The sequence below is a fragment of the Photobacterium halotolerans DSM 18316 genome (assembly GCF_000425165.1).
GTDB classification, from domain to species: Bacteria; Pseudomonadota; Gammaproteobacteria; order Enterobacterales; family Vibrionaceae; genus Photobacterium; species Photobacterium halotolerans.
This window is the reverse complement of sequence record NZ_KE384319.1, coordinates 488,203-514,031: the sequence shown is the minus strand read 5'-3', so window position 1 is coordinate 514,031 and position 25,829 is coordinate 488,203. Positions and strand designations below refer to the sequence as shown.

Annotated in this window: 21 protein-coding genes; 10 read left to right on the top strand and 11 right to left on the bottom strand. The window is 50.5% G+C overall.

Translation table 11 applies throughout. The features are described 5' to 3' along the window. Window positions 1-38 precede the first annotated feature (38 nt). Both H511_RS0111665 and H511_RS0111660 read right to left on the bottom strand, forming a co-directional pair. Window positions 39-545, bottom strand: coding sequence for an Ig-like domain-containing protein (locus H511_RS0111665; RefSeq protein WP_027252459.1), 507 nt, complete (start codon window positions 543-545; stop codon window positions 39-41). 11 nt (window positions 546-556) lie between these two features. Then, window positions 557-2,155 carry a DUF4331 domain-containing protein gene (locus H511_RS0111660; RefSeq protein WP_027252458.1) on the bottom strand — a complete coding sequence of 533 codons (1,599 nt, stop codon included), beginning with the start codon at window positions 2,153-2,155 and terminating at the stop codon, window positions 557-559. Window positions 2,156-2,349: 194 nt separating this feature from the next. On the opposite strand from H511_RS0111660, the gene H511_RS0111655 reads away from it, so the two are divergent. Further along, window positions 2,350-2,961 carry a TetR/AcrR family transcriptional regulator gene (locus tag H511_RS0111655; protein WP_027252457.1) on the top strand — a complete coding sequence of 204 codons (612 nt, stop codon included), beginning with the start codon at window positions 2,350-2,352 and terminating at the stop codon, window positions 2,959-2,961. 125 nt (window positions 2,962-3,086) lie between these two features. Here the strand turns inward: H511_RS0111655 and H511_RS0111650 are convergent, their stop codons facing one another. From H511_RS0111650 to uraH, 4 genes are all read right to left on the bottom strand, one after another. After that, window positions 3,087-4,457: an 8-oxoguanine deaminase gene (locus tag H511_RS0111650; RefSeq protein WP_027252456.1), complete on the bottom strand. Its 1,371-nt coding sequence runs from the start codon at window positions 4,455-4,457 to the stop codon at window positions 3,087-3,089. A 104-nt stretch (window positions 4,458-4,561) separates the two neighbouring features. Beyond that, the gene (locus H511_RS0111645) at window positions 4,562-5,953 is read right to left on the bottom strand and encodes a nucleobase:cation symporter-2 family protein (RefSeq protein WP_027252455.1); all 1,392 of its coding nucleotides are present in this window, start codon (window positions 5,951-5,953) and stop codon (window positions 4,562-4,564) included. 227 nt (window positions 5,954-6,180) lie between these two features. Next, window positions 6,181-7,527, bottom strand: a complete 1,347-nt coding sequence (locus H511_RS0111640; protein ID WP_027252454.1) for an NCS2 family permease — start codon at window positions 7,525-7,527, stop codon at window positions 6,181-6,183. A 282-nt stretch (window positions 7,528-7,809) separates the two neighbouring features. Continuing rightward, a complete protein-coding gene (uraH, locus tag H511_RS0111635; protein ID WP_027252453.1) occupies window positions 7,810-8,163 on the bottom strand; it encodes a hydroxyisourate hydrolase in 354 nt (117 codons plus the stop codon). 394 nt (window positions 8,164-8,557) lie between these two features. Here uraH and puuE point away from each other — a divergent pair, with 394 nt between their 5' ends. The 5 genes from puuE (at window position 8,558) to H511_RS0111610 (ending at window position 13,394) form a co-directional block, all read left to right on the top strand. Next, window positions 8,558-9,481, top strand: a complete 924-nt coding sequence (gene puuE, locus H511_RS0111630) for an allantoinase PuuE (protein WP_027252452.1) — start codon at window positions 8,558-8,560, stop codon at window positions 9,479-9,481. 2 nt (window positions 9,482-9,483) lie between these two features. After that, window positions 9,484-9,999 (top strand): 2-oxo-4-hydroxy-4-carboxy-5-ureidoimidazoline decarboxylase, encoded by a 516-nt coding sequence (gene uraD / locus H511_RS0111625; RefSeq protein WP_027252451.1) that lies wholly within the window; start codon window positions 9,484-9,486, stop codon window positions 9,997-9,999. A gap of 20 nt (window positions 10,000-10,019) precedes the next feature. After that, the gene (locus H511_RS0111620; protein ID WP_027252450.1) at window positions 10,020-10,565 is read left to right on the top strand and encodes an ureidoglycolate lyase; all 546 of its coding nucleotides are present in this window, start codon (window positions 10,020-10,022) and stop codon (window positions 10,563-10,565) included. A 46-nt stretch (window positions 10,566-10,611) separates the two neighbouring features. Next, the gene (locus H511_RS0111615; protein WP_027252449.1) at window positions 10,612-11,886 is read left to right on the top strand and encodes a urate hydroxylase PuuD; all 1,275 of its coding nucleotides are present in this window, start codon (window positions 10,612-10,614) and stop codon (window positions 11,884-11,886) included. A 410-nt stretch (window positions 11,887-12,296) separates the two neighbouring features. Beyond that, the gene (locus tag H511_RS0111610; RefSeq protein ID WP_027252448.1) at window positions 12,297-13,394 is read left to right on the top strand and encodes a type I restriction enzyme HsdR N-terminal domain-containing protein; all 1,098 of its coding nucleotides are present in this window, start codon (window positions 12,297-12,299) and stop codon (window positions 13,392-13,394) included. A gap of 80 nt (window positions 13,395-13,474) precedes the next feature. Here the strand turns inward: H511_RS0111610 and nsrR are convergent, their stop codons facing one another. Next, window positions 13,475-13,903: a nitric oxide-sensing transcriptional repressor NsrR gene (nsrR, locus tag H511_RS0111605; protein WP_027252447.1), complete on the bottom strand. Its 429-nt coding sequence runs from the start codon at window positions 13,901-13,903 to the stop codon at window positions 13,475-13,477. A gap of 114 nt (window positions 13,904-14,017) precedes the next feature. On the opposite strand from nsrR, the gene hmpA reads away from it, so the two are divergent. Further along, window positions 14,018-15,190 (top strand): NO-inducible flavohemoprotein, encoded by a 1,173-nt coding sequence (gene hmpA, locus H511_RS0111600; protein ID WP_027252446.1) that lies wholly within the window; start codon window positions 14,018-14,020, stop codon window positions 15,188-15,190. A 110-nt stretch (window positions 15,191-15,300) separates the two neighbouring features. On the opposite strand, the gene guaD is transcribed toward hmpA, so the two are convergent. The 4 genes from guaD to xdhA are packed head-to-tail and all read right to left on the bottom strand — an operon-like array spanning window position 15,301 to window position 21,438. Beyond that, window positions 15,301-16,650 (bottom strand): guanine deaminase, encoded by a 1,350-nt coding sequence (gene guaD, locus H511_RS0111595; RefSeq protein ID WP_027252445.1) that lies wholly within the window; start codon window positions 16,648-16,650, stop codon window positions 15,301-15,303. Window positions 16,651-16,674: 24 nt separating this feature from the next. Beyond that, the gene (xdhC, locus tag H511_RS0111590; RefSeq protein WP_027252444.1) at window positions 16,675-17,517 is read right to left on the bottom strand and encodes a xanthine dehydrogenase accessory protein XdhC; all 843 of its coding nucleotides are present in this window, start codon (window positions 17,515-17,517) and stop codon (window positions 16,675-16,677) included. 56 nt (window positions 17,518-17,573) lie between these two features. Beyond that, a complete protein-coding gene (xdhB, locus tag H511_RS0111585) occupies window positions 17,574-19,997 on the bottom strand; it encodes a xanthine dehydrogenase molybdopterin binding subunit (RefSeq protein ID WP_027252443.1) in 2,424 nt (807 codons plus the stop codon). Beyond that, window positions 19,990-21,438 (bottom strand): xanthine dehydrogenase small subunit, encoded by a 1,449-nt coding sequence (gene xdhA, locus H511_RS0111580; protein ID WP_036759489.1) that lies wholly within the window; start codon window positions 21,436-21,438, stop codon window positions 19,990-19,992. Before xdhA ends, xdhB begins: the two co-directional genes overlap by 8 nt. 922 nt (window positions 21,439-22,360) lie before the next feature. Here xdhA and uvrY point away from each other — a divergent pair. The 3 genes from uvrY to pgsA all read left to right on the top strand — a co-directional run bounded on the left by uvrY (window position 22,361) and on the right by pgsA (window position 25,480). Next, window positions 22,361-23,005 carry a UvrY/SirA/GacA family response regulator transcription factor gene (gene uvrY, locus H511_RS0111575; RefSeq protein ID WP_027252441.1) on the top strand — a complete coding sequence of 215 codons (645 nt, stop codon included), beginning with the start codon at window positions 22,361-22,363 and terminating at the stop codon, window positions 23,003-23,005. Continuing rightward, window positions 23,005-24,840 carry an excinuclease ABC subunit UvrC gene (uvrC, locus tag H511_RS0111570; RefSeq protein ID WP_027252440.1) on the top strand — a complete coding sequence of 612 codons (1,836 nt, stop codon included), beginning with the start codon at window positions 23,005-23,007 and terminating at the stop codon, window positions 24,838-24,840. The genes uvrY and uvrC overlap by 1 nt, the downstream gene beginning before the upstream one ends. A gap of 82 nt (window positions 24,841-24,922) precedes the next feature. After that, window positions 24,923-25,480 (top strand): CDP-diacylglycerol--glycerol-3-phosphate 3-phosphatidyltransferase, encoded by a 558-nt coding sequence (gene pgsA, locus H511_RS0111565; protein WP_027252439.1) that lies wholly within the window; start codon window positions 24,923-24,925, stop codon window positions 25,478-25,480. Window positions 25,481-25,829: the final 349 nt, after the last annotated feature.

Sequence of the window (25,829 nt, the reverse complement as noted above, 5' to 3'; positions counted from 1 at the left end):
CAAATGTGGCCTCTGGAGCAGGCCACAGCAGGTACGCGTTATTCCATCAGCAGATCGTCATAAAAACTGGCACTGCTGACGTCATTGTTGACAGCCCGTCCGCGCAGGCTTTTCGGCGTACTGTTTGCCGGGGCGTTGAAGACCTCTCGGCTGAACGAGGCAAAACTGACCTGAAGGACCTCAATAGTGACGGAGACCTGGGCACTGACAGGCTGATTGTTTCCGTCGCTGACCGTGTAGCTAAACTGGTCATTACCTGTGACCCCGCTGGCCGGGGTGTAGGTGACGGTGCCATCGGGTGTGATGACGACTGAACCCAGGGCCGGCGCATTGCCGAGTGCAAAGCTAAGGACGTCACCATCCTTGTCTGTGGCCTTCAGCGAGCCGGTGACCGGGGTCTCGGTTTGTGTTGTCAGGCTCAGCGTCATTGCCACCGGTGCCGCATTTGTTCCTCCGGACGAATCCTGACCGGAATCTGAACTGCCGTTACAGCCCGCCAGTATCAGCGCGGACAGCAGCAAGGAAGTGCGAATAGACTTAGTCATAGTGCTGCTCCTTACTCAGAAACCATATCAGTACCAGAACCGGAGAGAGGCGGTGCCAGATAGGGGAAACTGTCATCCATCATGGTGGCATTGACCGGTGCGCCATCAGTAAAGGGGACGTTACCGACATTGGCATCTGCGGGTTGGCACAGGCCAAGATCTGTATCCGTTCCGTTAACCGGGATGGGGTAACACAAACGGCCCATGACAACACGCAGTGCAATATCTACCACGTCATCTCCGGGTCTGCGGCCGTTAGGAAAACCCGCCAGATCGTCACCCGCAACACCGAAAGACGATTGCTGGGCCACAGGTTTGGCTGGAATGGCCGTGTTCAGGCGTAACATTTCTGAAGGTGTGACCATTTTTAGCTGATTTACCCCGGGAAAGCCGGTCAGGAATGCTGTGACCAGATCGGTACGGGGAAAGTGGGTGGGGGCCAGTGTGGCTAGGTTGGCGCCCAGAGTCGAGTTGACGGCGTCTTTAAACAGAATGTTCAGCAGCTCCGGCAGGCTCGGGTGTGTCACATAGGTGGCAAACTGCGCGTCATCGGCAGGTTTGGCTGCAGAGAAGGTATCTTTGTCTTTCAGACCGATAACCAGCTCATTGACCAGCGGGTTGCCCAGTCTTGATACCTGTGTCAGCGCGCCGCCGTTGACTTCCGGCCGGGTGAAGGTGGCATTCGGATTCAGGATTCTGGCCTGTGGCAAACTGGCGGTGGTCCAGGTGCCTATGGTGCCGTTGCCATCTCCGGTAATGCAGGCTTTGGGGACTTCAACAGCCAGTTCGGTGACATTTTTGAGCCTCAGATCGTCATTGTCGGCTGACTGGGTAATCCCGCCAGGAAAGCCGCCGCCATCGTCGGCACCGGGCGCACTGTCGCCTTCAACAGGCACATAGTTGACCAGGTCGAAAGTTTTACCCAGGTTGACCACAAAGGGATCTTTGCGCTGACCGGCAAAGACTTTACCTGTTGCGGCGCAGCCGGGCATCGTAAACTCATAGATGAACTGGTTGGCGTAATTGATATAGCCACTTTCGCTGCCAAAGGTTTTGGTACCGATGAAATCCAGCGGCTTGTGAAATTCAGTCTGGCCTGTTGATACATTGGTCAGCTTGGTTGCCTGGCCATTTTGCTGCGGGCCGCTGACCAGACTGAGCGTGTAGCTTTCACTAAAATTTGCCGCACTCTGATCGGCATCACTGATACTGCCGACAACTTTTAACGGCACCGCCACAGATTGGGTTTCTCCGCTGTTGCCAATAGTCAGAGCGACACCCATGTTGTTGTTCGGCAGTGCATTTTTAAAATTGAACTGAAAAGTCAGATCTTCCACCGCATCGCCGTCGTTATCAATGTGGATGCTGTAAACGGCGGCAGGATCCATGGCGAAGTAATTCGGGCCGCCATAAGCATCTTGTAACGGTATGTAGTTGGCGATAAGGGTGACGTAATCCTCCCGGCCGCTTTCATAGCTGTTGAAGGCATAAAAGTCGGTGGAGTCCAGAGTGGGAAGCCGGGTGATGTTCGGGGCTTCCCGGTGGCTGGATGCAGAGGCGATGCCGGATAGGCTCATCGCAATGACACTGACAACGAGTTTGGTATTCATGATTGGTCCTTGTTTGTTGTTGGTGCTCATTGAGTAAACGATTGGGGGCGGCAAACGGATGCAAAAATTTTGCGGTGCTGCAGAAAAAAGAGAAATCACCGGAGATATCAGGCAAATACCTTTGCCAGACTTTGATTCGCGGGTCAGTTCGACTAGTATGAGGCGTTGCATCGGTTGGAGGGTGAAATCAGGTTATGTCACGTATTCGAGAAAAAAATCAGGAAGTTATTATCAAGTTTGCCGGCCGCCTGTTTGCGGAGCAGGGTTTTGCGGCAACCAAAGTGGCCGACATCGCCAAGCTGGCCGACGTCCCTAAGCCGAACGTGTATTATTACTTCAAGACCAAAGAAAACCTCTATCGTGCGGTGCTGGAAAGCGTGACTCAGCCATTGCTGGAAGCCTCCAGCCCGATTGAGCAACTGGATGATCCGGTTCAGGCGCTCACCTCTTATATTCAGACCAAACTGCGCATTTCCCGTGATCATCCCTTCGCCTCCAAAGTGTTTGCCAATGAAGTGATGTCGGGCGCGCCGTATCTGCCGTCAGATATCGGCGACGAGCTGCTGGCGCAGTCAAGAATGATCATTGCCAAGCTGGAACGCTGGATTGAAAAAGGGGTGATGGCGCGCGTGTCGCCGCAGCATCTGATGTTTACTATCTGGGCATCGACCCAGACCTATGCCGATTTCAGCTGGCAGATTTGCAACGTACTGGAAAAAGAAGCGCTGGATGATCAGGATTTTGCCGATGCCGCAGAATTTCTGACGCAACTGGTGATTCGCGGCTGTCAGATAAAATCAGCCTGAAGCCGGTAAACCTCAAGTCGCAGAGAGATTTTAAATCAATAAAAAAGCGCTTTCGCCCAACGAGGTAAAGAGCGAAAGCGCTTGGGTGTTATTTATCCTGAACAAAGACGTTGTGAGTGATTTCGTTACCGGCGCTGCTGGAATCGCTCGACCAGACGTTTTGCGGCCAGCTGATGACGGCTCAGCAGTGCCGGTAAATCCACACCGATCACCCTGCCATCATGGACGCGCCATTGCCCTGCCACCATGACTCTGTCTGCCTGATGCGCACCACAGAGCACCAGAGCGGCCAGTGGGTCGTGTGCACCTGAGAAGCGGATATCATCCAGTCGGAACATGGCGATGTCTGCCTGTTTACCCACCGCCAGCGTGCCGAAATCGTCACGGCCCATCGCGCGTGCTGACCCTGATGTTGCCCAGCGCAGAGCATCAAAATGGGTGACGGCAGCCGAACCGTAGCGCAGGCGCTGAATGTACAGGCCCATCCGCACTTCGTTGACCAGGTTAGAGCCATCGTTCGACGCTGAACCGTCAACGCCCAGGCCCACTTTCACGCCTGCCGCTTCCAGCTCTTTGTTGCGGCAGATACCGGAAGCCAGCATCATGTTTGATGACGGGCAGTGGCATATGCCGACTTCGGCTTTCCCTAAACGGCGAATTTCTTCTTCGTTGAAGTGAATGCCGTGTGCCAGCCAGGTGCGGTGGTTCAGCCAGCCGGTTTCTTCCAGATAATCAACCGGGCGCAAACCGAAACGCTCCAGACAGAAGTTTTCTTCATCAATGGTTTCACACAAATGGGTGTGTACCATGACATTTTCACGTTCTGCCAGGCGGGCGGTTTCTTTCATCAGATCGGTGGTGACAGAGAAAGGCGAACAGGGCGCCAGAGCAATCTGCGTCATCGCGCCATCACCGCGCTGGTGGTACTGACGGATCAGACGCATGCTGTCATCGAGTATGGTGTCTTCTTTCTGGATGGTATGACGGGGCGGCAGGCCGCCTTCGTCTTCGCCCAGGCTCATCGAACCACGGGTAAAAATAGAACGGATACCCAGTTTTTGTGCGGTCTCTACCTGGATATCAATGGCATGTTCCAGTCCGCGGGGGATCAGATAATGGTGATCCGAGGCGGTGGTACAGCCGGACATCATCAGCTCAACCAATGCCAGCTCAGTGGCGACCTGCATCATTTCTTCATCAAGACCGGCCCAGACCGGATACAAGGTTTTGAGCCAGTGAAACAGCTCTTTGTTCAGTGCATCCGGATAGGCGCGGGTAAGCGTCTGATAGAAATGGTGATGGGCATTGACCAGACCGGGGGTGATGACATGTTCACTGGCATCAATCACCTGATCGGGTCTGTTGGCTGGTTGAGCACCAAGTGGAACCAGCTCAATCACTTTACTGCCTTGAATCACGACACCGCCGCGGGCATCCGATTCTGTGCTTGAGCCTGTGTAAATGGCTAAAGGGTTTTTCAGCCAGATGGTTACCATTTTGTTTTCCTTAGCCTTCTCTGCCGTTGCCGAGGAGAAGGTCTTATGGGGTGGGGATCATGAAGATCCCCGGGTTAATATGAGTGTGTTATTTATCTCTCTGTTCAGGATTGTTTTGCTGTTTCAATGTGTTGCTTCTTTTCCGCAGTTTCAGAGGTTTGAACCGGGAGTTCACTCTCTGCCTCGTCTGCGGTTTCCTCGATGCTGTCGCTGACGGCGTTCTCAGGCAGGATCTGGTTCAGCAGTACAGTAACGATGGTGCCGGTTGTAATACCTGAGTGGAACAGGTTCGCCAGATCGTGTGGCAGGTGCTGAACCAGGCGCGGTTCGATAGTCACAGCCAGACCGGACGCCAGGCCAACGCAGATCACCAGTGCATTACGTTTGGTGTCTGCCGCTTTGATCAGCATGCGGATACCGGCATAGGCGATCATACCGAACATGATGAAGCCGACACCGCCTAATACTGGTTTGGGAATGGTTACTGCCAGTGCAGCCAGTTTAGGGAACAGGCCACCCAGGATCAGCAGAGCACCGGTTGTTGCCACGACGTAGCGGCTGGCAACACCTGTGATACCCACGATACCGACGTTCTGACTGAAAGAGGCCAGAGGCATTGCGGTCAGGAAGGCCGCCAGTGTGCTGCCCAGGCCATCACCCAGCAGACCGCGTTTCAGATCGTTACCAGACAGTTTGACTTTACAGTTGTTCGCCAGGGCCATGAAATCCCCTGTCGCTTCTGCAATCACCACTATGTATACCAGACTCATGCTGACGATAGCCGACAGGCTGAAGCTCATGCCGTATTCCATGATGGCCGGGCTGCCCACCCACTCTGCGCGAGCGATCTGCTCCAGGTCAACCATACCCATTGACAGGGCAACCAGATAACCACCGGCCAGGCCGATAACAATGGCAGAGGCAGCGACGGCGCCACGACAGTAAATAGACACTACGATAACGATTGCCAGCGAGATAAATGCTAAAAACAGCTTTGGCATGGTGGCGAACTGTTCACTGGTATTAGGCGCATCGCCCACCCAGTTCATGGCAACGGGCAGAATGGTCAGGCCGATAAGGGTTACCACCACACCGCTGACCACATTGGGAAACAGTTTGCGGATTTTATCCATGAAGAAGCTGGCTGCCACGACCACGAAAGAGCCGACAAGTGCTGCCCCCATGATACCGCCGACACCGTCAGCGTTACCTATGCTGATGGCGACACCCAGAAAACCGAAACTCGATCCCATGACAACGGGGAGACGGATACCGACAGGGCCAAAACCAAGACACTGAGCAATGGTGACAATACCGGAAGCGAGCAGGGCGGCATTGATCAGGGTGACAACTTCTTCAGTCGGCAGGCCAATAGAGGTGCCGACAATTAATGGCACAGCGACGATGCCGCCGATGGAAGCCAGCATATGCTGGATAGCTAAGAGCAGGGTGATACTGTGTGGTGGTCTCTGGTTTAGCGTATAGAGAAGTTTCATCGTTAGTTCTCCACAATTCATCCGATGAATTGGCTGCGTAGGGTTATAGGTTGTGTTCGCGTCTATGGTTTTATACGTATGTTTTTACTACGTATGTTTTTATTAAATTTGGATTTCATTAAGTATGCATTGACCTGCCTCTGTCATAGTGACAGAGGTAGGTGTGCATTAAAGTATCGCTGTTTTGATAATTCGTTTTTATGGGTGTTGCATGTGTCTGTTTGTGATCAGAGGTACACCAGTTTGGCGACAAAAATCGCAGTCAGTATGTACATGCTGATTGAGACATCTTTGGTTTTGCCTGTGGCGACTTTGAGCACTGTGTAGGTAATGAAACCCAGTGCGATACCGTTGGCGATGGAGAAAGTCAGCGGCATCATCAGCGCTGTGATGGCGGCAGGTGCAGCGTCAGTAAAATCATTCCATTTGACATGCTGCATACTGCTCATCATGACGAAGGCGACGTAAATCAGCGCACCGGCAGTGGCGTAGGCAGGGATCATACCGGCCAGTGGCGAGAAGAAGATTGCCGCGACAAACAGCAGACCGATCACTATGGCAGACAGTCCGGTACGGCCACCTGCTGCGACACCGGCTGCACTTTCTACATAACTGGTGACAGGCGGACAGCCCACACAAGCACCGGCTACGCTGGCAATACTGTCGGCTTTCAGGGCCTTGCTCAGACCTTCGATTTTCCCGGTTTCTTTGTTTCTCAGGTTTGCCCGCTCGGCCACACCCATCAGGGTACCGGCAGTATCAAACATATTCACAAACAGGAAAGCCAGGATCACGCTGATCATTGAGATGTTCAGGGCGCCGGCAATGTCCATGGCAAACAGGGTCGGAGCCAGGCTCGGTGGAGTAGAAATCACGCCGTTGTATTGCACCAGACCCAGCAGAATACCGATCAGGGTGACACTGAACATACCGATCAGCACAGCACCGAAGACTTTACGCTCACTCAGTACGGCAATGATCAGGAAGCAGATTGCAGCTAAAAGCGCCTGAGGCTGGGTGAAATCACCCAGACTGACCAGCGTCGCTGGGCTGTCTACCACGATACCGGCGGTTTTCAGGCCAATGAGACCCAGAAACAGACCCACACCGGCAGTCATGGAAAAACGCAGGCTTTCAGGGATACTTTCGATGATCCATTCGCGGACTTTATAAAAACTCATCGCAACGAAAAGGATACCGGAAATGAAAACCGCCCCTAAGGCAACTTGCCAGCTGTAGCCCATTTCTCCCACCACAGTGAAAGAGAAAAAGGCGTTCAGTCCCATGCCCGGAGCCAGACCGACAGGCCAGTTCGCAAACAGGCCCATCAGCAAAGTACCTATTGCAGCACCAATACAGGTAGCAACAAAAACTGCTTCGGCATCCATGCCTGAGGCCGACATGATCTGTGGGTTAACGAAAATGATATAAGCCATGGTGGCAAAAGTTGTAATCCCACCTACGATCTCATTTTTCACGCTGGTGCCGTGAGCTCTGAGTTTAAACAGACGCTCTAACAGTGAAGCTGAACCAGCTTCAGAACGACCGAGCGTTTCTGTTTTAGAGTTGTTCATGACGACGCTTCCTTTTTTTGCCTGAATGACGATGTGTGCTGGTTGTTTTTTAGTGTTTCCAACTTCACCTGTCAGACAGGGCTTCCCTCTATGTTCCAGGCCGTCACTTACTGAAAACCCTGCCGGCCGGGTAACGGCCGGAGACTGCGTGGTTTTTTGAAGTGATAACGACTTAGCCTGCTCTCATTGTATACAATCTTCAAACTCTCTTGCGCGGTTCCCTGACCTGCATCTGACCTCAGGCCAGGGAACCCTCATGTTCTACTTGTGTTCCGTTGTGGATCAGCTGCCCCGGTATGTGGAGAAGCTGTAAGGTGACACCAGCAGTGGCACATGATAGTGGCTGCCTGTATCTGCAATACCGAAACGGATGACTACATCGTCCAGAAAGGGAACTGAAGACAGTTCAACGCCTCTCTGGCGGAAGTAATGGGCAGTCTCGAATACCAGCTCATATTTACCGCTCTGGAACTCGTTTCCTTCCAGCAAAGGCTGGTCAGTTCTGCCATCAGAATTGGTATGCGTGGTTTTAACCAGAACGAAGTTTGTGCCTTCTTGACGGTAAAGCGACACTTTAATTTCCGCTCCAGGTAAGCCTGAGGCTGTGTCAAGCACGTGAGTTGTCAGTTTTCCCATGGATAACCTCGCGCGTTGCGCTCCTTAAGTTGTACAGAAAATGGATTACTTCTTGCATTCCTATTGTATGCCTTCTGATGTGTGATCCGTAATCAGTTCGCCACATTGTATTTAACTATGTACACAACTTTTTCGATTGTAAAGGCTTGTGTAACCGAAATGTTAACCCGGAAGTTAAGTCATGTAACCCTTTGTTGTACCTGCTTGTTGTCTAACATATTGATATTAAAGTAAGCTATATAGAGATAACAAGCGGTTAACTTTTTTTGATGAATCACAAAAAATGTTGCGCACATTTTATTTACAAAAAATCTGGATATTGTATACAATCACTGTTATAAATTGATTATCAGATGGTCAGTGTGTTGACCAATTAGGATTAAAGGAGTCATGTGTGAGTAATGAGTATCCACGCAATCTGATCGGCTATGGTGCAGTACCCCCGCACCCACGTTGGCCAAATGACGCTCGCGTCGCTGTCTCTTTTGTTCTCAACTACGAAGAAGGTGGGGAACGTTGCATTCTTCATGGTGATAGCGAGTCGGAAGCATTTTTGTCTGAGATCCCAGCGGCACAGCCATTTCCGGGTCAGCGTCATATCAGCATGGAATCGATTTATGAGTACGGCAGCCGTGCTGGCGTATGGCGCATCCTGCGCTTGTTTAAAGAATACGATGTGCCGCTGACTGTGTTCGGTGTCGCCATGGCACTGGAGCGTCATCCGGATGTGGCGAAAGCGTTTGTCGAAGCCGGCCACGAGATCTGCAGTCATGGTTATCGCTGGATTGATTATCAGAACATTGATGAGTCTGAAGAACGCGATCACATGATGAAAGCAATTGAGATTATCAAAAATCTGACTGGCGAGCGCCCGTACGGTTGGTACACAGGTCGCACAGGCCCGAATACCCGTCGCATTGTCGCGGAAGAGGGCGGTTTTATGTACGACTCTGATGCCTACGATGACGACCTGCCTTACTGGCACGAAGAGGGCCCGAAACCGCAGCTGGTGATCCCGTACACTCTGGATACCAATGATATGCGTTTTGCCACAGTGCAGGGCTTTAATGCAGGTGATCAATTCTTCAATTATTTAAAAGACACCTTTGACACCCTGTATGAAGAAGGTGCCACAGCACCCAAGATGATGTCAGTGGGTTTGCATTGTCGCCTGATAGGTCGTCCCGGACGCATCGCTGCACTGCGCCGTTTCCTGGATTATGTGAGCCAGCATGAGAAGGTCTGGTTGTGCCGCCGAATTGATATTGCCAAGCACTGGCACGAACATCACCCGCACCCAAGTATGAAGGAGTATTAATGATGGCACGTTTTACGTCTTGCCAACCGAGCCAAATGAGCAGGGAAGAGTTTGTCTCTCAATTTGCAGATGTGTATGAGCACAGCCCCTGGGTGGCGGAAAAAGTCTACGACAATGGTATCAATGAGGCTGATGATGACATCAGCACCCTGCATGCGCGTATGGCAGACACTTTGCTTTCAGCCAGCAAAGAAGAACAGTTAGCCCTGATTAATGCGCACCCGGATTTAGCCGGAAAAGCCGCAGTGAACGGTGAACTGACCGAAGCGTCCACCGCCGAGCAGGCTGGCGCAGGAATTAGCCAGTGTTCACCGGAAGAATTCGAAAAGTTCAATCGTTATAACGATAGCTACAAAGCACGTTTTCAGTTTCCCTTCATCATGGCAGTGAAAGGGGCCAATCGTTATCAAATCCTCGAATCGTTCGAGGCGCGATTAGGCAATGAAATTGAGGCTGAGTTCGATAAGGCGTTGGAAGAGATCAATAAGATCGCTTTATTCCGCCTGCAGACAATGTAATCAGGACAGGAATAGTCACCATGAGTACACCAGTGAGACAACTGACGATTGAGCCACTTACCCGCGAAGCATTTACCCCTTTTGGTGATGTTATTGATAAAGAAGTAAGTGACTACTTTATGATCAATAACGGGTCAACCCGACGTTACCATGCCATGGCAAATGTGGATGTGCAGGAAGAAGGTGGTTCAGCCATCATCAGTATCTTTGAAGCCCAGCCTTTGAGTTATCCTTTACAGATAGCCATGATGGAGAGGCATCCTCTGGGATCTCAGGCCTTTATTCCTTTACTTGGAAATCCGTACCTGATCCTGGTGGCCCCGGCAGGGGATACACCGGACCCCGCTCAGCTTAAGGCGTTTTACAGTAACGGACGTCAGGGCGTGAATTATGGTAAAGGGGTCTGGCACCACCCGGTTCTGGCTCTGCGCAAGGACGATCAATTTCTGGTTGTCGATCGTGCCGGGCCTGGCAACAACTGCGATGAAGTGTACTTTTCTGACGATGTTCGTATCGAATTATCACTGAGCAGTCTGGAGCAGGAAGCATTAACCGTCGCACTTTGATAAGCCCAAGGCAATTAAAGTTCGCATAACATAACAGGAGTTCGTTATGGATCCACATATGACGGAATGGCTGAATCTGGCAATTCGCTGGGTTCACATGATTGTAGGTATCGCCTGGATTGGTGCCTCATTTTACTTTGTCTGGTTGGAAAACAACCTGAACCGTGTCAATCCGAAAACTGGCTTGTCTGGTGACCTCTGGGCCATTCACGGCGGTGGTATTTACCACCTGGAAAAATACAAACTGGCGCCACCAAGCATGCCTGAAAACCTGCACTGGTTTAAGTGGGAAGCTTATTTCACTTGGATCACAGGTGTACTGCTGCTGGGTGTGGTGTATTACCTCAATGCGGATATTTATCTGGTCGCGCCGGGTTCCGGTCTGAGTGCCACGGCTTCAGTGGCACTGGGTGTGGGCTCTCTGGCTGCTGGCTGGATTATTTACAGTCTGCTGTGTGATTCAGCACTGGGCAAGAAGCCAATGCTGCTGGGTATTATCCTGTTCTTCGGCTTAGTGGCTGCAGCCTATGGCCTGAGCCAGGTGTTCAGCGGGCGTGGTGCTTACATCCATGTCGGCGCGATCATCGGTACTATCATGGTCGGTAACGTATTCTTCGTTATCATGCCGGCTCAGCGTGGCCTGGTAAAAGCCATTGAAGAGAACCGCGAACCGGATCCTGTACTGCCGGCAAAAGGTCTGCTGCGTTCACGTCATAACAACTACCTGACGTTGCCAGTGCTGTTCATCATGATCAGTAACCATTTCCCGAGCACCTATGGCTCAGAATATAACTGGTTGATCCTGGCTGGCCTGGCTGTCTTCAGCATCCTGGTACGCCATTACTTCAACACCCGCCATGGCAGCCAGAAGTTTGCCTGGACAGTGCCGGTAGCCGCGCTGGGCATGATTGCGCTGGCATTTGTGACCTCGCCTTACGCAAGCCGGATGGGTGAGAGCTCTGTCCCTGCTGCGTCGGCACCTGCCGCAGAAGCCAAAGCAGAGTCAACGACAGCTCAGGCGGAAACCGGCTCAGCAGCAGCGGCTCAGCCTGCCAGCAGCGGAGTGAGTTTTGCTCAGGTGAATGAAGTCATTCAGGAGCGTTGTTCAGTGTGTCATTCAGCGCAACCGACTCATGCTGCGTTCTCGACAGCACCAGCGGGTGTGATACTGGATACACCGGAAGAAATTAAAGTGAATGCACCCCGCATTGTTGCGCAGTCGGTACAAACGAAAGTGATGCCGCTGGGTAACCTGACTCAGATGACCGATGATGAGCGTAAGCTGATCGGTACCTGGGTTGAGCAGGGCGCGCATCTTTAATCCCCTCGGGGGCGAAAGCCCCCACTTTATAGTCCGTTAGCCCAGACATACCCGGTGTTACAGTTTGGCAACAAGCAGGCGAAGTCCAAAAACTAGATGGCAATCTGATAGGACAAGCGTGTTGTGTGGCTCAGTCTGAAACCTGGGTAAGAAGGGCAGATAATCTCCTTTACATATCAATCCATAATATGTGACCAGCCCCATACGTTTTGTATCGGGGCTTTTTTTTGTATCAGCAGAAGTCATGACTTAGCCATTAGTCAGACGATCGAGATGACGAGATTGAAAAAAGAGTAAATACCAGCAGGCTACATTCTGATAACAGGATCACTTTTTCAGCTAGTTTTCTATGTGCTGTGCGTCTGTGACATCTATGGTTCGAACGGAAGAGCTATAAAAAGGAGTTGCTCATGGATTTCATTGAACGGTTACAAACACTGGCAAAGAAAGTCGAACAATTTTCAGAAACACTGGCAACTGAAGAGGCGACAAAAAATGCACTTGTGATGCCTTTTTTGCATTCGGTGTTAGGGTACGATGTGTTCAACCCTCAGGAAGTTATTCCCGAGTTTACGGCAGATACAGCAACAAAAAAAGGCGAGAAAGTCGATTATGCACTGATGAAAGAAGATGAAGTTCAAATTCTTATTGAGTGTAAAAAATTCGGCGAAACATTATCGACTAAACATGCTGGCCAACTTTTTCGTTATTTTTCAGTCACCAATGCCAGAATTGCCATTTTGACAAATGGTGCTAAATATCAGTTCTTTACCGATCTCGATGCACCGAACAAAATGGATGAAAAACCTTTCCTCACCTTAGATTTAGAGAACCTGGATGAGCATATTGTCCCTGAAGTGAAGAAGCTGACTAAATCGTCTTTTGATGTGGATTCTGTGGTTGATGCGGCGGGAGAATTAAAGTACCTCAGCCAGATTAAGAAAGTGCTTGGTGAGCAGTTTTCCTTACCGGAAGAAGATTTTGTTAAATTTTTCACCTCGAAAGTCTACGATGGAGTACAAACGTCTAAAGTCAAAGCACAGTTTCTGGAATTAACACAAAAAGCATTAAAACAGTTCCTCAACGACAGTATCAACGCCCGTTTACAGTCAGCAATTGGCTCAGACTCAAAAGTATCTCAAGCAGAGACTTTATCTTATGAAGATGAGGACGAATTTGAGAGTGAGGGTACACCAAAGATCATTACAACAGATGAAGAAATTGAAGGGTTTAATGTTGTTAAAGCAATATTAAGACAAAAGTTAGATGTCGCCCGTATTCATTCACGTGATACCCAAAGTTATTTCGGTGTGTTATTGGATGACAATAATAGAAAACCACTCTGTCGGCTGCATTTTAATGCCAAACAAAAGTATCTGGGCGTGTTAGACGAGGACAGGAAAGAAACACGTTATCCCATTAACCGGGTTGATGATATTTTTAATCATACTGACGTGTTGCTATCCGTCGCTGACAGATATGTTCAGATCGAGCCTTCAGCGTCTTAACGCTGGAAGTGTTGTTATTTGCCAGCAGTGTTTACCAAAAATGTGGATGCCCCACACTTGTTCGACGTGGGGCAGAATTTTCATTCCGGCCTGGTCAGCAAAATCAATAACGCATCGTTATCTGCCAGCAGATCGGTGATTGTGCACTGATCTAATTCTGCCAGAAAGGCGTCTTTGGCTTTCGCCAGATAGGATTTCAGACGGCAGGCTGGGGTGATATGGCAGAATTCTGGTGCGCAGTTCACCACTTGCAGCGGTTCCAGATCCCGAACCACCTGACCCACAATGATGTCACTTGCTGGCATCGCCAGGCATATCCCGCCATTTTTTCCGCGAACGGTTTTTACATAGCCCAGCTGACCCAGTTTGTTGATGATTTTCACCATATGGTTTCTGGACACAGCGAACGTGTCACTGACGTGGCTGATACTGGTGAGTTCCCCGTCTGGCAAGGCTCCCAGCAGGATCAAAGCTCTTAATCCGTAGTCAGTAAAGTTGGTCAGTTGCACATTTTTTCCTCTTTCAACACTAGCGGCAAGTGTAATTCCTTTATTGACTGAAAGATATATTTAAGATACAACTTTAAAACATGCATTATAAATACATCTTTAAAGGAAGCTGCTATGCTGAGTCAGAACACCATTGATATCGTTAAATCCACAGCACCGCTTTTAGCCGAAACCGGCCCCAAACTCACCGCACATTTTTATGATCGTATGTTCCGTCATCACCCTGAGCTGAAAGATATTTTTAATCTGACGCACCAGGACAGCGGCCGTCAGCGTGAAGCCTTGTTCAATGCGGTGTACGGCTATGCTGCGAATATCGATAATCTGGAAGTGCTGTTGCCTGTGGTGGAGAAAATTGCTCAGAAACATGCCAGCTTCAACATCACGGCTGAGCAGTACGCGATTGTGGGTGAGCACTTGCTTGGTACCATTGATGAATTGTTCGCACCGGGCCAGGCGGTGCTGGATGCGTGGGCTGAAGCATACGGCTTGTTGTCTACTGTGTTTATTGACCGTGAAGAGGCGATTTACCAGGAAAATGAGGCAAAAACCGGTGGCTGGCGCGGCACCCGGGAATTTGAACTGGTGGCAAAAACACCCGAAAGCGATGTGATTACCAGTTTTGTGTTTATGCCGACAGATGACCAGCCTGTCGCAACGTATCAACCGGGGCAGTACATTGGTATTTATCTGAAGCCTGATGGTTTTGACAATCAGGAGATACGCCAGTACAGCCTTTCCGGTGCCCCTAATGGCGAGACCTACCGAATTTCGGTCAAGCGTGAAGCGCTGGGGACTGTGTCATCTTATCTTCACCAACACCTGAAGGTGGGTGATAAAGTCCAGCTGGCAGCACCATCCGGTGACTTTTTCTTCCGTTCTGACGCCACTCAGCCTGTCGCTCTGATTTCGGCAGGCGTTGGTCTGACACCTATGCTGGCGATGCTGGAAAGCATCAAAGACAGCCACCAGGCGCCGGTTCACTGGTTGCATGCCGCCGAAAACCACCGTCAGCATGCGTTTGGCTGCCAGGTAAAAGAAATTGCAAGTACAGTACAGGGTGTCAGCAGCCATGTCTGGTATCGCGAGCCACAGGGTGTCACCGCGGACTTTGAAGGTTTCATGGATCTGAGCAAGCTGGATACGGCTGTTGACTGGCAAAACACCACTTTCTATTTCTGCGGGCCTGTAGGTTTCATGCAGCATGTGGCCAAGCAGCTGAAAGAGAAAGGCGTGAGCGAATCGCAGATGCACTACGAGTGCTTCGGACCGCATAAGGTGCTGTGAGTTAGATTCAGACAGAAGCAGGCAAGATAAAAAAACGCCCGTCCGCGGCGGTGTTAGAGACGTGAATACCGGGACGGGCAAGGATAGACGCATTGTGGAGACGCGAGTTTTTAGCTCGCTTTTTTCTTAGTTACCATTTCTGGTTCGGTTGTGCCTTCGGCATCGTAGGCTTTTTCGCCATAGACGAAGGTTTTGCTGACGGTGCGGTCATCACCCAGACTCATCAGCACAAAGAGTTGCTCTTCCAGCGTTTTTGCTTGCTGCATGCGGAAAGACATTAACGGTGTAGCGTGCAGATCCAGTACCACGAAATCCGCTTCTTTACCCGGTTTCAGGTTACCGATCTTATCGTCCAGGTACAGCGCTTTGGCGCCGCCCAGAGTCGACAGATACAGGGATTTCAATGGATGCAGTTTCTGCTGCTGTAACTGTAGAATCTTATAGGCTTCGCTCATGGTCTGGAGCAGTGAGAAACTGGTGCCGGCACCAACATCGGTTCCCATACCAACACGAATACCGTGCTGCTCCATTTTCGGCAGGTTGAATAAGCCAGAGCCAAGGAACAGGTTAGAGGTCGGACAGAAAGCAATCGCTGAGCCGGTTTCAGACAGACGTTTACATTCACAGTCGGTCAGGTGTACACCGTGGGCAAAAACAGCCCGGTTTTTCAGCAGTTTGTAATGGTCGTACACATCTAAGTAACTGTTGCGCTCAGGGAAGAGTTCCAGCACCCACTCAATTTCTTTCTTGTTTTCAGAAAGATGAGTGTGCATATACACATCCGGATACTCTTCCAGCAGTTTACCGACAGTCGCCAGTTGCTCGGGTGTGCTGGTTGGCGCGAAACGCGGTGTCACGGCATACAGCAAACGGTCTTTGTTGTGCCATTTTTCGATCAGCGCTTTTGAGTCCTGATAACCGGATTCCGGGGTGTCTGTCAGGTAATCCGGCGCGTTGCGATCCATCAGGACTTTACCGGCAATCATGCGCAGTTTGCGTTTTTCAGCTTCTTCGAAAAACACATCGACAGATTCTTTATGCACTGTACCGAAAACCAGGGCGGTGGTTGTCCCGTTGCTGGCCAGCTCATCAAAGAAAATGTTGGCGACCTGGCGTGCATACACCGGGTTTTTGAACTTCAGTTCTTCCGGGAAAGTGTAGTTTTCCAGCCAGTCCAGCAACTGCTCGCCGTAAGAGGCGATCATGCCGGTTTGCGGATAGTGAATATGGGTATCAATAAAACCGGCAGTGATCAGCTTGTGCTCATACTGTGTGACGGTCATACCGGACGGGTGGCGGGCCAGCACCTCGTCGGCCGGGCCCACATCCACAATGTGGCCGTTCTCAACCACCAGAACACCGTCTTCAAAAAATTCAAAGCTGTTATCAAGACCGACTTCCTGGGGGTCGGCAATGCTGTGTAAAATCGCTGAGCGATAAGCCGTGCGTTGTAATGTCATGTATTTATCCTTCGTTAATCGCTGTCAGGCGACTTGATTGTCGGTGCTGTCATCGGACTCTGTGGCAGCAGAGTCTTCGCGTTTATCGGCCAGGGTTTCGCCCTGGTAGTGGGCAATCAGCTCGCCCGCAACCGAAACCGCAATTTCTGCCGGATGCTTACCCTTGACGGCATCAATGCCAATCGGGCAGACCATACGCCGTATGGTTTCATCATCGTAGCCGCGTTGTGACAGTCGATAATCAAACTTCTTCCTCTTGGTCAGCGACCCTATCATGCCAAAATATGCAGTATCATTTCTGTTGAGGATTTCCCTTGCCAGTTCAAAATCCAGCTGATGATTATGGGTCATCACCAGATAATAACTGTTGGCAGGCATATCGCGGATATCGCCAACCGGATCATCAGACACCAGCTTGGTCACACCGAGTGGCAGCTCGGCGGGGAACTCACTTTCCCGCTGATCGATCCAGGTCACGCGAAAAGGCAATGTGCTGACAATATGGATTAAAGCTTTCGCGACATGGCCCGCACCAAAAAGCACCAGATGGTGTTGTTGCTGGCCAATTGGCTCCAGGCTCAGGGTGGCCATGCCACCGCAGCACTGACCGAGTCTGGCACCTAAATTGAAATGCTCAACCCGCGGGTGTCTGTCTCCGGTCAGCAGCATTTCCCGTGCCAGTTTGATCGCTTTGTGCTCCAGGTGACCGCCGCCAATGGTGGCGATGATCTCGTTACGGGTCACCAGCATTTTGGTACCGGCATCGCGGGGCACTGAGCCCCGATCAGCCAGCACAGTGACCATAACACAAGGTTCACCACGTTGATCCAGTTCAGCCAGGGCATGAATCCAGTTGTCTTTAAACATCGCGCTTTCCTCATCAGGCGAGCCCGAAGGCCCGCCATATACTACTTTTGGCTGTTTTACTGGGCTTGTTCACTGGTTGCTGTCTCGGCCTCTTCTTTCTTCCTGCGACTCAGGAAAGGTTGAGACGAAGACGGTTGCACTTCGTTGATCGCCCAGAGTACGCGCTCTGGTGTTGCAGGGGTATCCAGTTTGACCAGAGTACCGGGCTCGGCAACTGAACGGATGGCATCTTTAATCGCGCTCCAGACCGACATACCCAGCATGAACGGAGGCTCACCCACGGCTTTTGAGTTGAAGACTGTGTCTTCAGGGTTGCTGCGGTTTTCCAGCAGCTGAGTGCGGAAATCAATCGGCATATCGGCAATCGCCGGGATCTTGTAGCTTGCCGGACCGCTGGTCATCAGGCGACCCTGATCGTTCCACACCAGCTCTTCTGTCGTCAGCCAGCCCACACCCTGAATAAAGCCACCTTCAACCTGGCCGATATCAATCGCCGGGTTCAGAGATGCCCCTACATCATGCAGTATGTCAGCACGCAGGATCTTGTATTCGCCGGTCAGGGTATCCAGTACCACTTCGGCACAGGCTGCACCGTAGGCGTAGTAGTAGAATGGGCGACCGCGGGCTTTCTCGTGATCGTAGTAAATCTTAGGTGTGCGGTAGAACCCTGTGCTCGACAGCGAAACCTGATTGAAGTAAGCCATCTGAATGATTTCTTCAAAAGTTTTCAGCTCTTCACGGATTTGCACCAGGCCGTTTTTAAAGATCACTTCTTCCGGGGTGACTTTAAAGTGGCTGCAGGCAAAGTCGATCAGGCGCTGTTTGATGGTCAACGCTGCGTTCTGCGCCGCTTTACCGTTAAGGTCCGCACCAGATGATGCTGCCGTTGGCGAGGTATTCGGCACTTTGTCGGTATTGGTTGCCGTGATCTGGATTCGGTCGATATCCACCTGGAACACTTCAGCCACTACCTGAGCCACTTTGATATTCAGGCCCTGACCCATCTCGGTACCACCGTGGTTGAGATGAATACTGCCATCGGTGTAGATATGAATCAGTGCACCAGCCTGGTTCAGGAATGTTGCGGTAAAGGAAATACCGAACTTCACTGGCGTCAGTGCCAGACCTTTCTTCAGAATCGGGCTGGTTTTGTTGTACTCGGCAATGGCTTTACGGCGCGCTTTATACTCACTGCTGGCTTCCAGCTGCTCGGTGATGTCATGAATGAAGTTGTCTTCCACTTTCTGGTAGTAGTGGGTGACATTGCGATCTTCATGACCGTAATAGTTCACCTTGCGCACATCCAGCGGATCTTTACCCAGATGCTGGGCGATTTCATCCATAATGTGTTCAATGGTCATCATGCCCTGCGGACCACCGAAACCACGGTAAGCGGTATTCGACGCTGTATTGGTTTTACAACGGTGGCCTGTCACTGTGGCATCGCCCAGATAGTAGGCGTTGTCAGAGTGGAACATGGCACGGTCCACGATAGAGTTAGACAGATCCGGGGAATAACCACAGTTACCTGATACCGTGATATCAATGCCGTGAATCCGGCCGTCATCGTCAAAACCGACTTTGTACTGGTTGTAGAACGGGTGGCGTTTACCCGTCATGATCATGTCTTCCATACGTGGCAGACGCATTTTGGTCGGGCGGCCGGTCAGGTGCGCAATCACAGCAGCCAGACACGCCGGGCTTGCCGCCTGCGTTTCTTTACCACCGAAACCGCCACCCATGCGGCGCATGTCGATCACCACTTTGTGCATAGGGACGCCCAGCACTTCAGCGACCAGTTTTTGCACTTCAGTAGGGTTCTGGGTAGAGGTGTACACTATCATGCCGCCGTCTTCGGTTGGCATCACAGAGCTGACCTGGGTTTCCAGATAGAAGTGTTCCTGACCGCCGATATGCAGATCGCCTTCCAGCACATGCTTCGCACTCGCCAGTGCGCCTTCGGAATCGCCGCGCTTGTGCTGGTGACTGCCTGAGACGAAGTGTTTCTTGGCCAGAGCCTCTTCAACATCCAATACGGCTTCCAGTGGTTCGTATTCGATGATGGCCGCCTGAGCGGCTTTGCGGGCAGTTTCCATATCATTGGCGGCAACCGCAATAACTGGCTGACCATAGAATTCAACAATGCCGTCTGCCAGCAGGGGATCGCCCGGCAATACCGCACCTATGTCCAGTTGTCCCGGTACATCTTTGCTGGTGATGGCGATGGCGACGCCTTCAAAGGCGTAACACGGGCTGACATCCAGCTTGGTAATTTTGGCGTGCGCGTAGGTACTGGTACGTGCATACACGTGCAATTGGTTTGGAAATTCCAGCCGGTCATCAATGTAAACGGCTTCGCCAGTCACCTGTTTGGCAGCGCTGTCATGCTTTACGCTTTTACCCACGCCGGAAGTCAGATCCTGCGCGAATTTCGCCACCATTTCATCGTGACTCAATGTGTTATGGTGATGATTAGACATAAGCAGTTACCCTTGTTTCAATTTGGCCGTTGGACTGTTGTTCGAGATAGAAACGGTGCAGCATGTTTGCGGCCGTTAATGCACGATATTCCTTGCTGGCCCGGAAATCAGACAGCGGCTCAAAATCGTCAGACAGCGCAGCCATTGCGGCCTTGACCGTCTCCAGATTCCACTTCTGACCAACCAGTGCGGCTTCGCAGTTGGCGGCACGCTTTGGCACAGCCGCCATACCACCGAAGGCAATACGGGCATCAGCCACTTTTCCGTCATCGCTCAACGCAATCGTGAATGCACCACAGACGGCGGAAATATCATCGTCCAGACGCTTAGACAGTTTGTACGCACGGAACTGGCTGCCAATCACAGGCTTAGGCACAATGATCTTCTCGATGAACTCGGAAGGCTGCTGAGCCGTGACTTTATAACTGATGAAGTAGTCTTCCAGCGGCATGGTGCGGCGGTCGTTACCACGACGCAGCACGATCTGTGCATTCAAGGCAATCAGCAGTGGCGGACTGTCACCGATTGGCGAGGCATTCGCGACGTTACCGCCGATGGTGCCCTGGTTACGCACCTGCAGAGAAGCAAAGCGGTGCAGCAGTTCCCCGAAATCCGGATAGTACTTTTTCAGTGTGGCATAACAGTCGGAAATCGGCAGGTTTGCACCAATTTCAATGCTGCTTTCAGTCTCGGTCAGGATCTTCATATCGCTGACCAGGCCCACATTGATCAGCTTATCGATCGGGCGGTGGAACTGAGTGACTTCCAAAGCCAGATCCGTACCACCGGCAACCATACGGGCATCCGGGTGCGTCAGCAGCAGATTGGCCAGTTCATCGCCAGAGGTCGGTGAGAAGCCGTACTGGCCTTCATATTTCAGCGTTGCATTATTCAGATTGATTTTCGACAGCTTGGCAACCGTCTGGCGTTCCAGTTCAGCGAACTGGTCCATCAGTTGTTCTTCCTGGCTCAGTGACAGGGCCGCATCAACGATAGGGCGGTAACCGGTACAACGGCATAAGTTACCCGCTAATGCTTCCATCACATCTTCTTTATCTGCCGCTGGCTTGTTTTTGCTCAGCGCAAACATCGACATAATAAAGCCAGGTGTGCAGTAACCACACTGTGAACCGTGGTACTCGACCATGGCTTGCTGAACAGGGTGGAGCTGCTTGTTGGCATTTTGCAGATCTTCAACTGTAATCAGCTGCTTGCCATGCAGAGAAGACACAAACGTCAGGCAAGAATTGACTGAGCGGTATTGCAGCTTTCCATCGACAAGTTCACCCAGCACTACGGTGCAGGCACCGCAGTCACCAGAGCCACAACCTTCCTTGGTGCCTGTTTTCTTTACATGGGTACGCAGGTAGTTCAGTACCGTCATATTCGGGGAAACATGCTCTTCTTCCCGAATGTCCTGGTTTAACAAAAAAGTAATCAAGTGACCTCCTCACAGGCTCATGATCTGACCTATAAGTCAATTCTGGATATACTTGACCCAGTAGTCAACTTTTGTGTTAACGCTGTGTGACAGACCTGTTTGGGTGAAAAAATACAGTTAACTCTTTTTAATCAATATCTTGCTTCATTTTTGTACTGTTGGGTCATGCCATCTGTGTCAAATTTGTTTCTAAATGTTGTGATTTAGGTTACAAGTCATGGTTTTGATATAACTGTCATCAATAAAACGGGATCTTCATCTGTAAATTTTAGTATTTATTGGTGGAATATGCTGAGTGAAAGGCGTGGATTTGTTCGTGGTTGATGTGATTAACTTATTGATATGTATGAATATAGAATGATTTTCTGGCTATTGGCCTTTAATGTAGGGACTCTGTGATCTGACAAGCTTTTTTACGGTGGTATGCCGTATCCAACAAGCGGGCTGAACTAAACTGAAGTGAAGGCAGAGCTGTGGCGAGGGACTAGACTGTGCAGAGTTCCCGCTTTGCCGGGCGGTGTGTTTTTTCGTCGTTGCAGTGGGACGGATGTTACTAGCCTGTGAAAAGATAGCCTTCGTCATCAAAGAGGCTGAAACAGATAAATCAGAGCATGAGTATAAATGTGATGAATGAATATGGGAGTAGCATTTTTTTATTTTGTGGATTATAACAGCCCGGTAATACTGAATATTATTCTGCACTGCTTCATAGGCTACTGTCCCTGTATATTTTTGACTTAACAGGCTGAAACAGGATGTTTTCATCCGTTAATGTGGCTTCTTACTATGACTAAATGGTGTGCTTTTACACATAAACAGTCTGTGAGAACATTCCAAGTTCAGGCAAAATTGGGTACTATCAGCAAAAGTTATCCCGCCAATTCCGGCAGGGTGCAGAGCCAAATCATATTGGAGATACAGCTTGATCAATGTATTCCTTGTAGATGATCACGAACTGGTTCGCACAGGGATCCGACGTCTTCTTGAAGATGTCCGTGGTATTAAAGTGGTAGGGGAAGCCATCAGTGGTGAGGACGCCGTCAAGTGGTGTCGAAACGAGCATGCCGACATAATCCTGATGGATATGAATATGCCAGGCATTGGTGGGCTGGAAGCGACACGAAAGATCCTTCGCTTCAATCCGGATGTGAAGATTATCGTTCTGACCGTCCATACGGAAAACCCGTTCCCGACTAAAGTGATGCAAGCCGGTGCTTGTGGCTACCTGACAAAAGGTGCCGGTGCCGATGAAATGGTTAACGCTATTCGAACGGTGAATAGTGGTCAGCGTTATATTTCGCCGGAAATTGCACAACAAATGGCGCTGAGCCAGTTTGCATCCAACTCAGAGAACCCGTTTAAGGATTTATCTGAGCGTGAATTACAAATCATGATGATGATTACCAAAGGTCAGAAAGTGACCGAGATTTCTGAGCAATTGAACTTAAGCCCGAAAACGGTGAACAGCTACCGTTATCGCTTGTTCAATAAACTGGATATCAATGGGGATGTTGAACTGACCCACCTCGCAATTCGTCACGGCATGTTAGACACAGAGACCTTGTAGTGTCAGAGACCTTCGATGCAAAAAGTTTCCTGAAATCAGTTACAAACCAGCCTGGTGTATACCGAATGTATGACCAGGCTGGTGACGTTATTTATGTCGGTAAAGCCAAAGATCTGAAAAAACGGCTGGCGAGTTACTTCCGTGTTCAGGTGTCGAGTGAAAAGACCCGGGCGCTGGTTCGCAACATCTGCAAAATCGATGTCACTGTTACGCATACCGAAACAGAAGCCCTGATCCTCGAGCATAATTACATTAAGCAGTACCTGCCCAAATACAATGTGCTGCTGCGTGATGATAAATCTTACCCCTATATTTTTCTGAGCGGCCAGCAGCATCCGAAACTGGCGGTTCACCGGGGGGCGAAGAAACGCAAAGGCGAATATTTCGGCCCGTATCCGGATTCAGGCGCGGTTCGTCAGAGCCTGCACCTGCTTCAGAAAATCTTTCCTATCCGGCAATGTGAAGATTCGGTCTATGCCAATCGCAGCCGCCCCTGTCTGATGTATCAGATTGGTCGCTGCCTCGGCCCTTGTGTCAAGGGACTTGTCAGCGATGAAGAGTATGCCGAGCAGGTCAATTTTGTGCGTCTTTTCTTACAGGGTAAAGACCGCCAGGTGATCACTTCGCTGGTGGACAAAATGGAAGTGGCCAGTCAGCAACTCGCGTTTGAGAAGGCCGCGCGCTACCGGGATCAGATTCAGGCGTTGCGCCGCATTCAGGAGCAGCAATTTGTCAGTCAGGACAGCGACGATGATCTGGATGTCATAGGTATCGCTCATGATAAAGGCATGGCGTGTATTCATGCTCTCTTCATCCGTCAGGGTAAGGTGCTGGGCAGCCGCAGTTATTTTCCGCGTATGCCGGCTGATACGGATATGAACGAGGTGATCACCAGCTTTATCAGTCAGTTCTATTTCAATCAGGCCGAAGGGCGGACCATTCCTTCCGTCATTCTTGTCAGTGCGTCATTGGGCGATGAACAGACGGCTCTGTCCGCCGCGCTGACTGAAGTCGCCGGCCGTAAAGTTGAACTGCGTTCACAGGCCCGGGGTTATCGTGCCCGCTACCTGAAACTGGCGCAAACCAATGCCCTGACAGCATTAACCAGTAAACTCAACCATAAAATGACAGTTCATCAGCGTGTGACAGAACTGCGTGAATTGCTGGGACTAGATTCACTTTCCCGTATGGAATGTTTTGACATCAGCCATACGATGGGCGAGAAAACGGTAGCTTCGTGTGTTGTGTTTAATCAGGAAGGGCCGGTCAGGGCTGAATATCGACGGTTTAACATCACCGGCATTACTGGCGGCGATGATTATGCTGCGATGGGACAAGTGTTGCACCGTCGGTATAGTAAACAGATTGATCCTGATAAGATCCCCGATATTATTTTCATCGACGGGGGCAAAGGGCAGCTTTCCCGCGCCCATGAGGTGGTGAACCCCTTGTGCAGTGACTGGCCTAAAAGGCCGCTGCTGGTGGGGGTGGCGAAGGGCACGACCCGGAAACCCGGGCTGGAAACTTTGCTGCTGATCACCGGGGAAGAATTTTCATTGCCTGGCGATTCACCGGCGCTGCACTTAATTCAGCACATTCGTGATGAAAGTCATGATCATGCTATCAGTGGCCACAGGGCACAGCGTGGAAAAGTTCGCAAACGCAGTACGCTGGAAGATGTGGAAGGTATTGGGCCGAAACGCAGACAGGCATTGTTGAAGTACATGGGGGGATTGCAGGAACTGAAACGCGCAAGCAGGGAAGAAATCGAAAAAGTGCCGGGCATAAGCCGATCTCTGGCCGAAAAAATATACGACGCATTGCAACACGGCTAGCTTTGCGGCACCCTTAAGGTCTGTTTACAGCGGAAAGGCTTTCGTTGGCAGGCACAATACGTTAAACATAAGAACGAACAATATGCGCTTAACAATTCCAAATATCCTGAGTTTCATCAGGCTGGTGCTCATTCCATTCTTCGTGATTACCTTCTACTTACCCTACGAATGGTCACCGTTTGCCACCGCTCTTATCTTCACCATAGCAGGTATCACAGATTGGTTTGACGGATACCTGGCCCGTAAGCTCAACCAGACCTCAAGATTCGGTGCTTTTATTGACCCGGTTGCCGATAAAGTCATGGTAGCAACGGCGCTGGTGCTGGTGACAGAACATTATCATTCGGTCTGGGTAACCATACCGGCGATTACCATGATAGGCAGAGAGATCATTATTTCAGCATTGCGCGAGTGGATGGCAGAGCTGGGCAAGCGTTCCAGCATTTCTGTTTCCTGGGTGGGTAAGGTGAAAACGGCCGCGCAGATGTTTGCTCTGGTGATGCTGATGTGGCATCCCAACGAGCTGTTGGAAACTGTGGGTTTTGTTGCCCTCTACATTGCAACAATTTTGACTTACTGGTCAATGTATCTGTATCTGAAAGCCGCAAAGGGTGATTTACTCCATCCCGATAATATGTGACAGAACAATCACCTGGCTTTTTATAGAAAGCGGCTCTGGCCGCTTTTCTTTTTCTCTTGTAACCAGTGTGTTGAAACAAAGTAGATGAATTTTTTTATTCAATCGCAAATTCTGCTTGGCAATGAAAAGCGCAATATGTTATTTTTCGCGCAATCTCAGGGGGCAACATATCTGAGACACATCCGTCATCATGAACTCAGGCTGATTGCATGTTGACGATCCGTAGGTACTGCTAGCGATGGCGCTGTCAGTAGAAGGGCATTAATAGTGCAGTCTTGCGTAATGAAGCAAGGGCATCATTGAGGGAACCCAACTGTGAATACTTTAACGTCTCTAACCCAAATCAGCT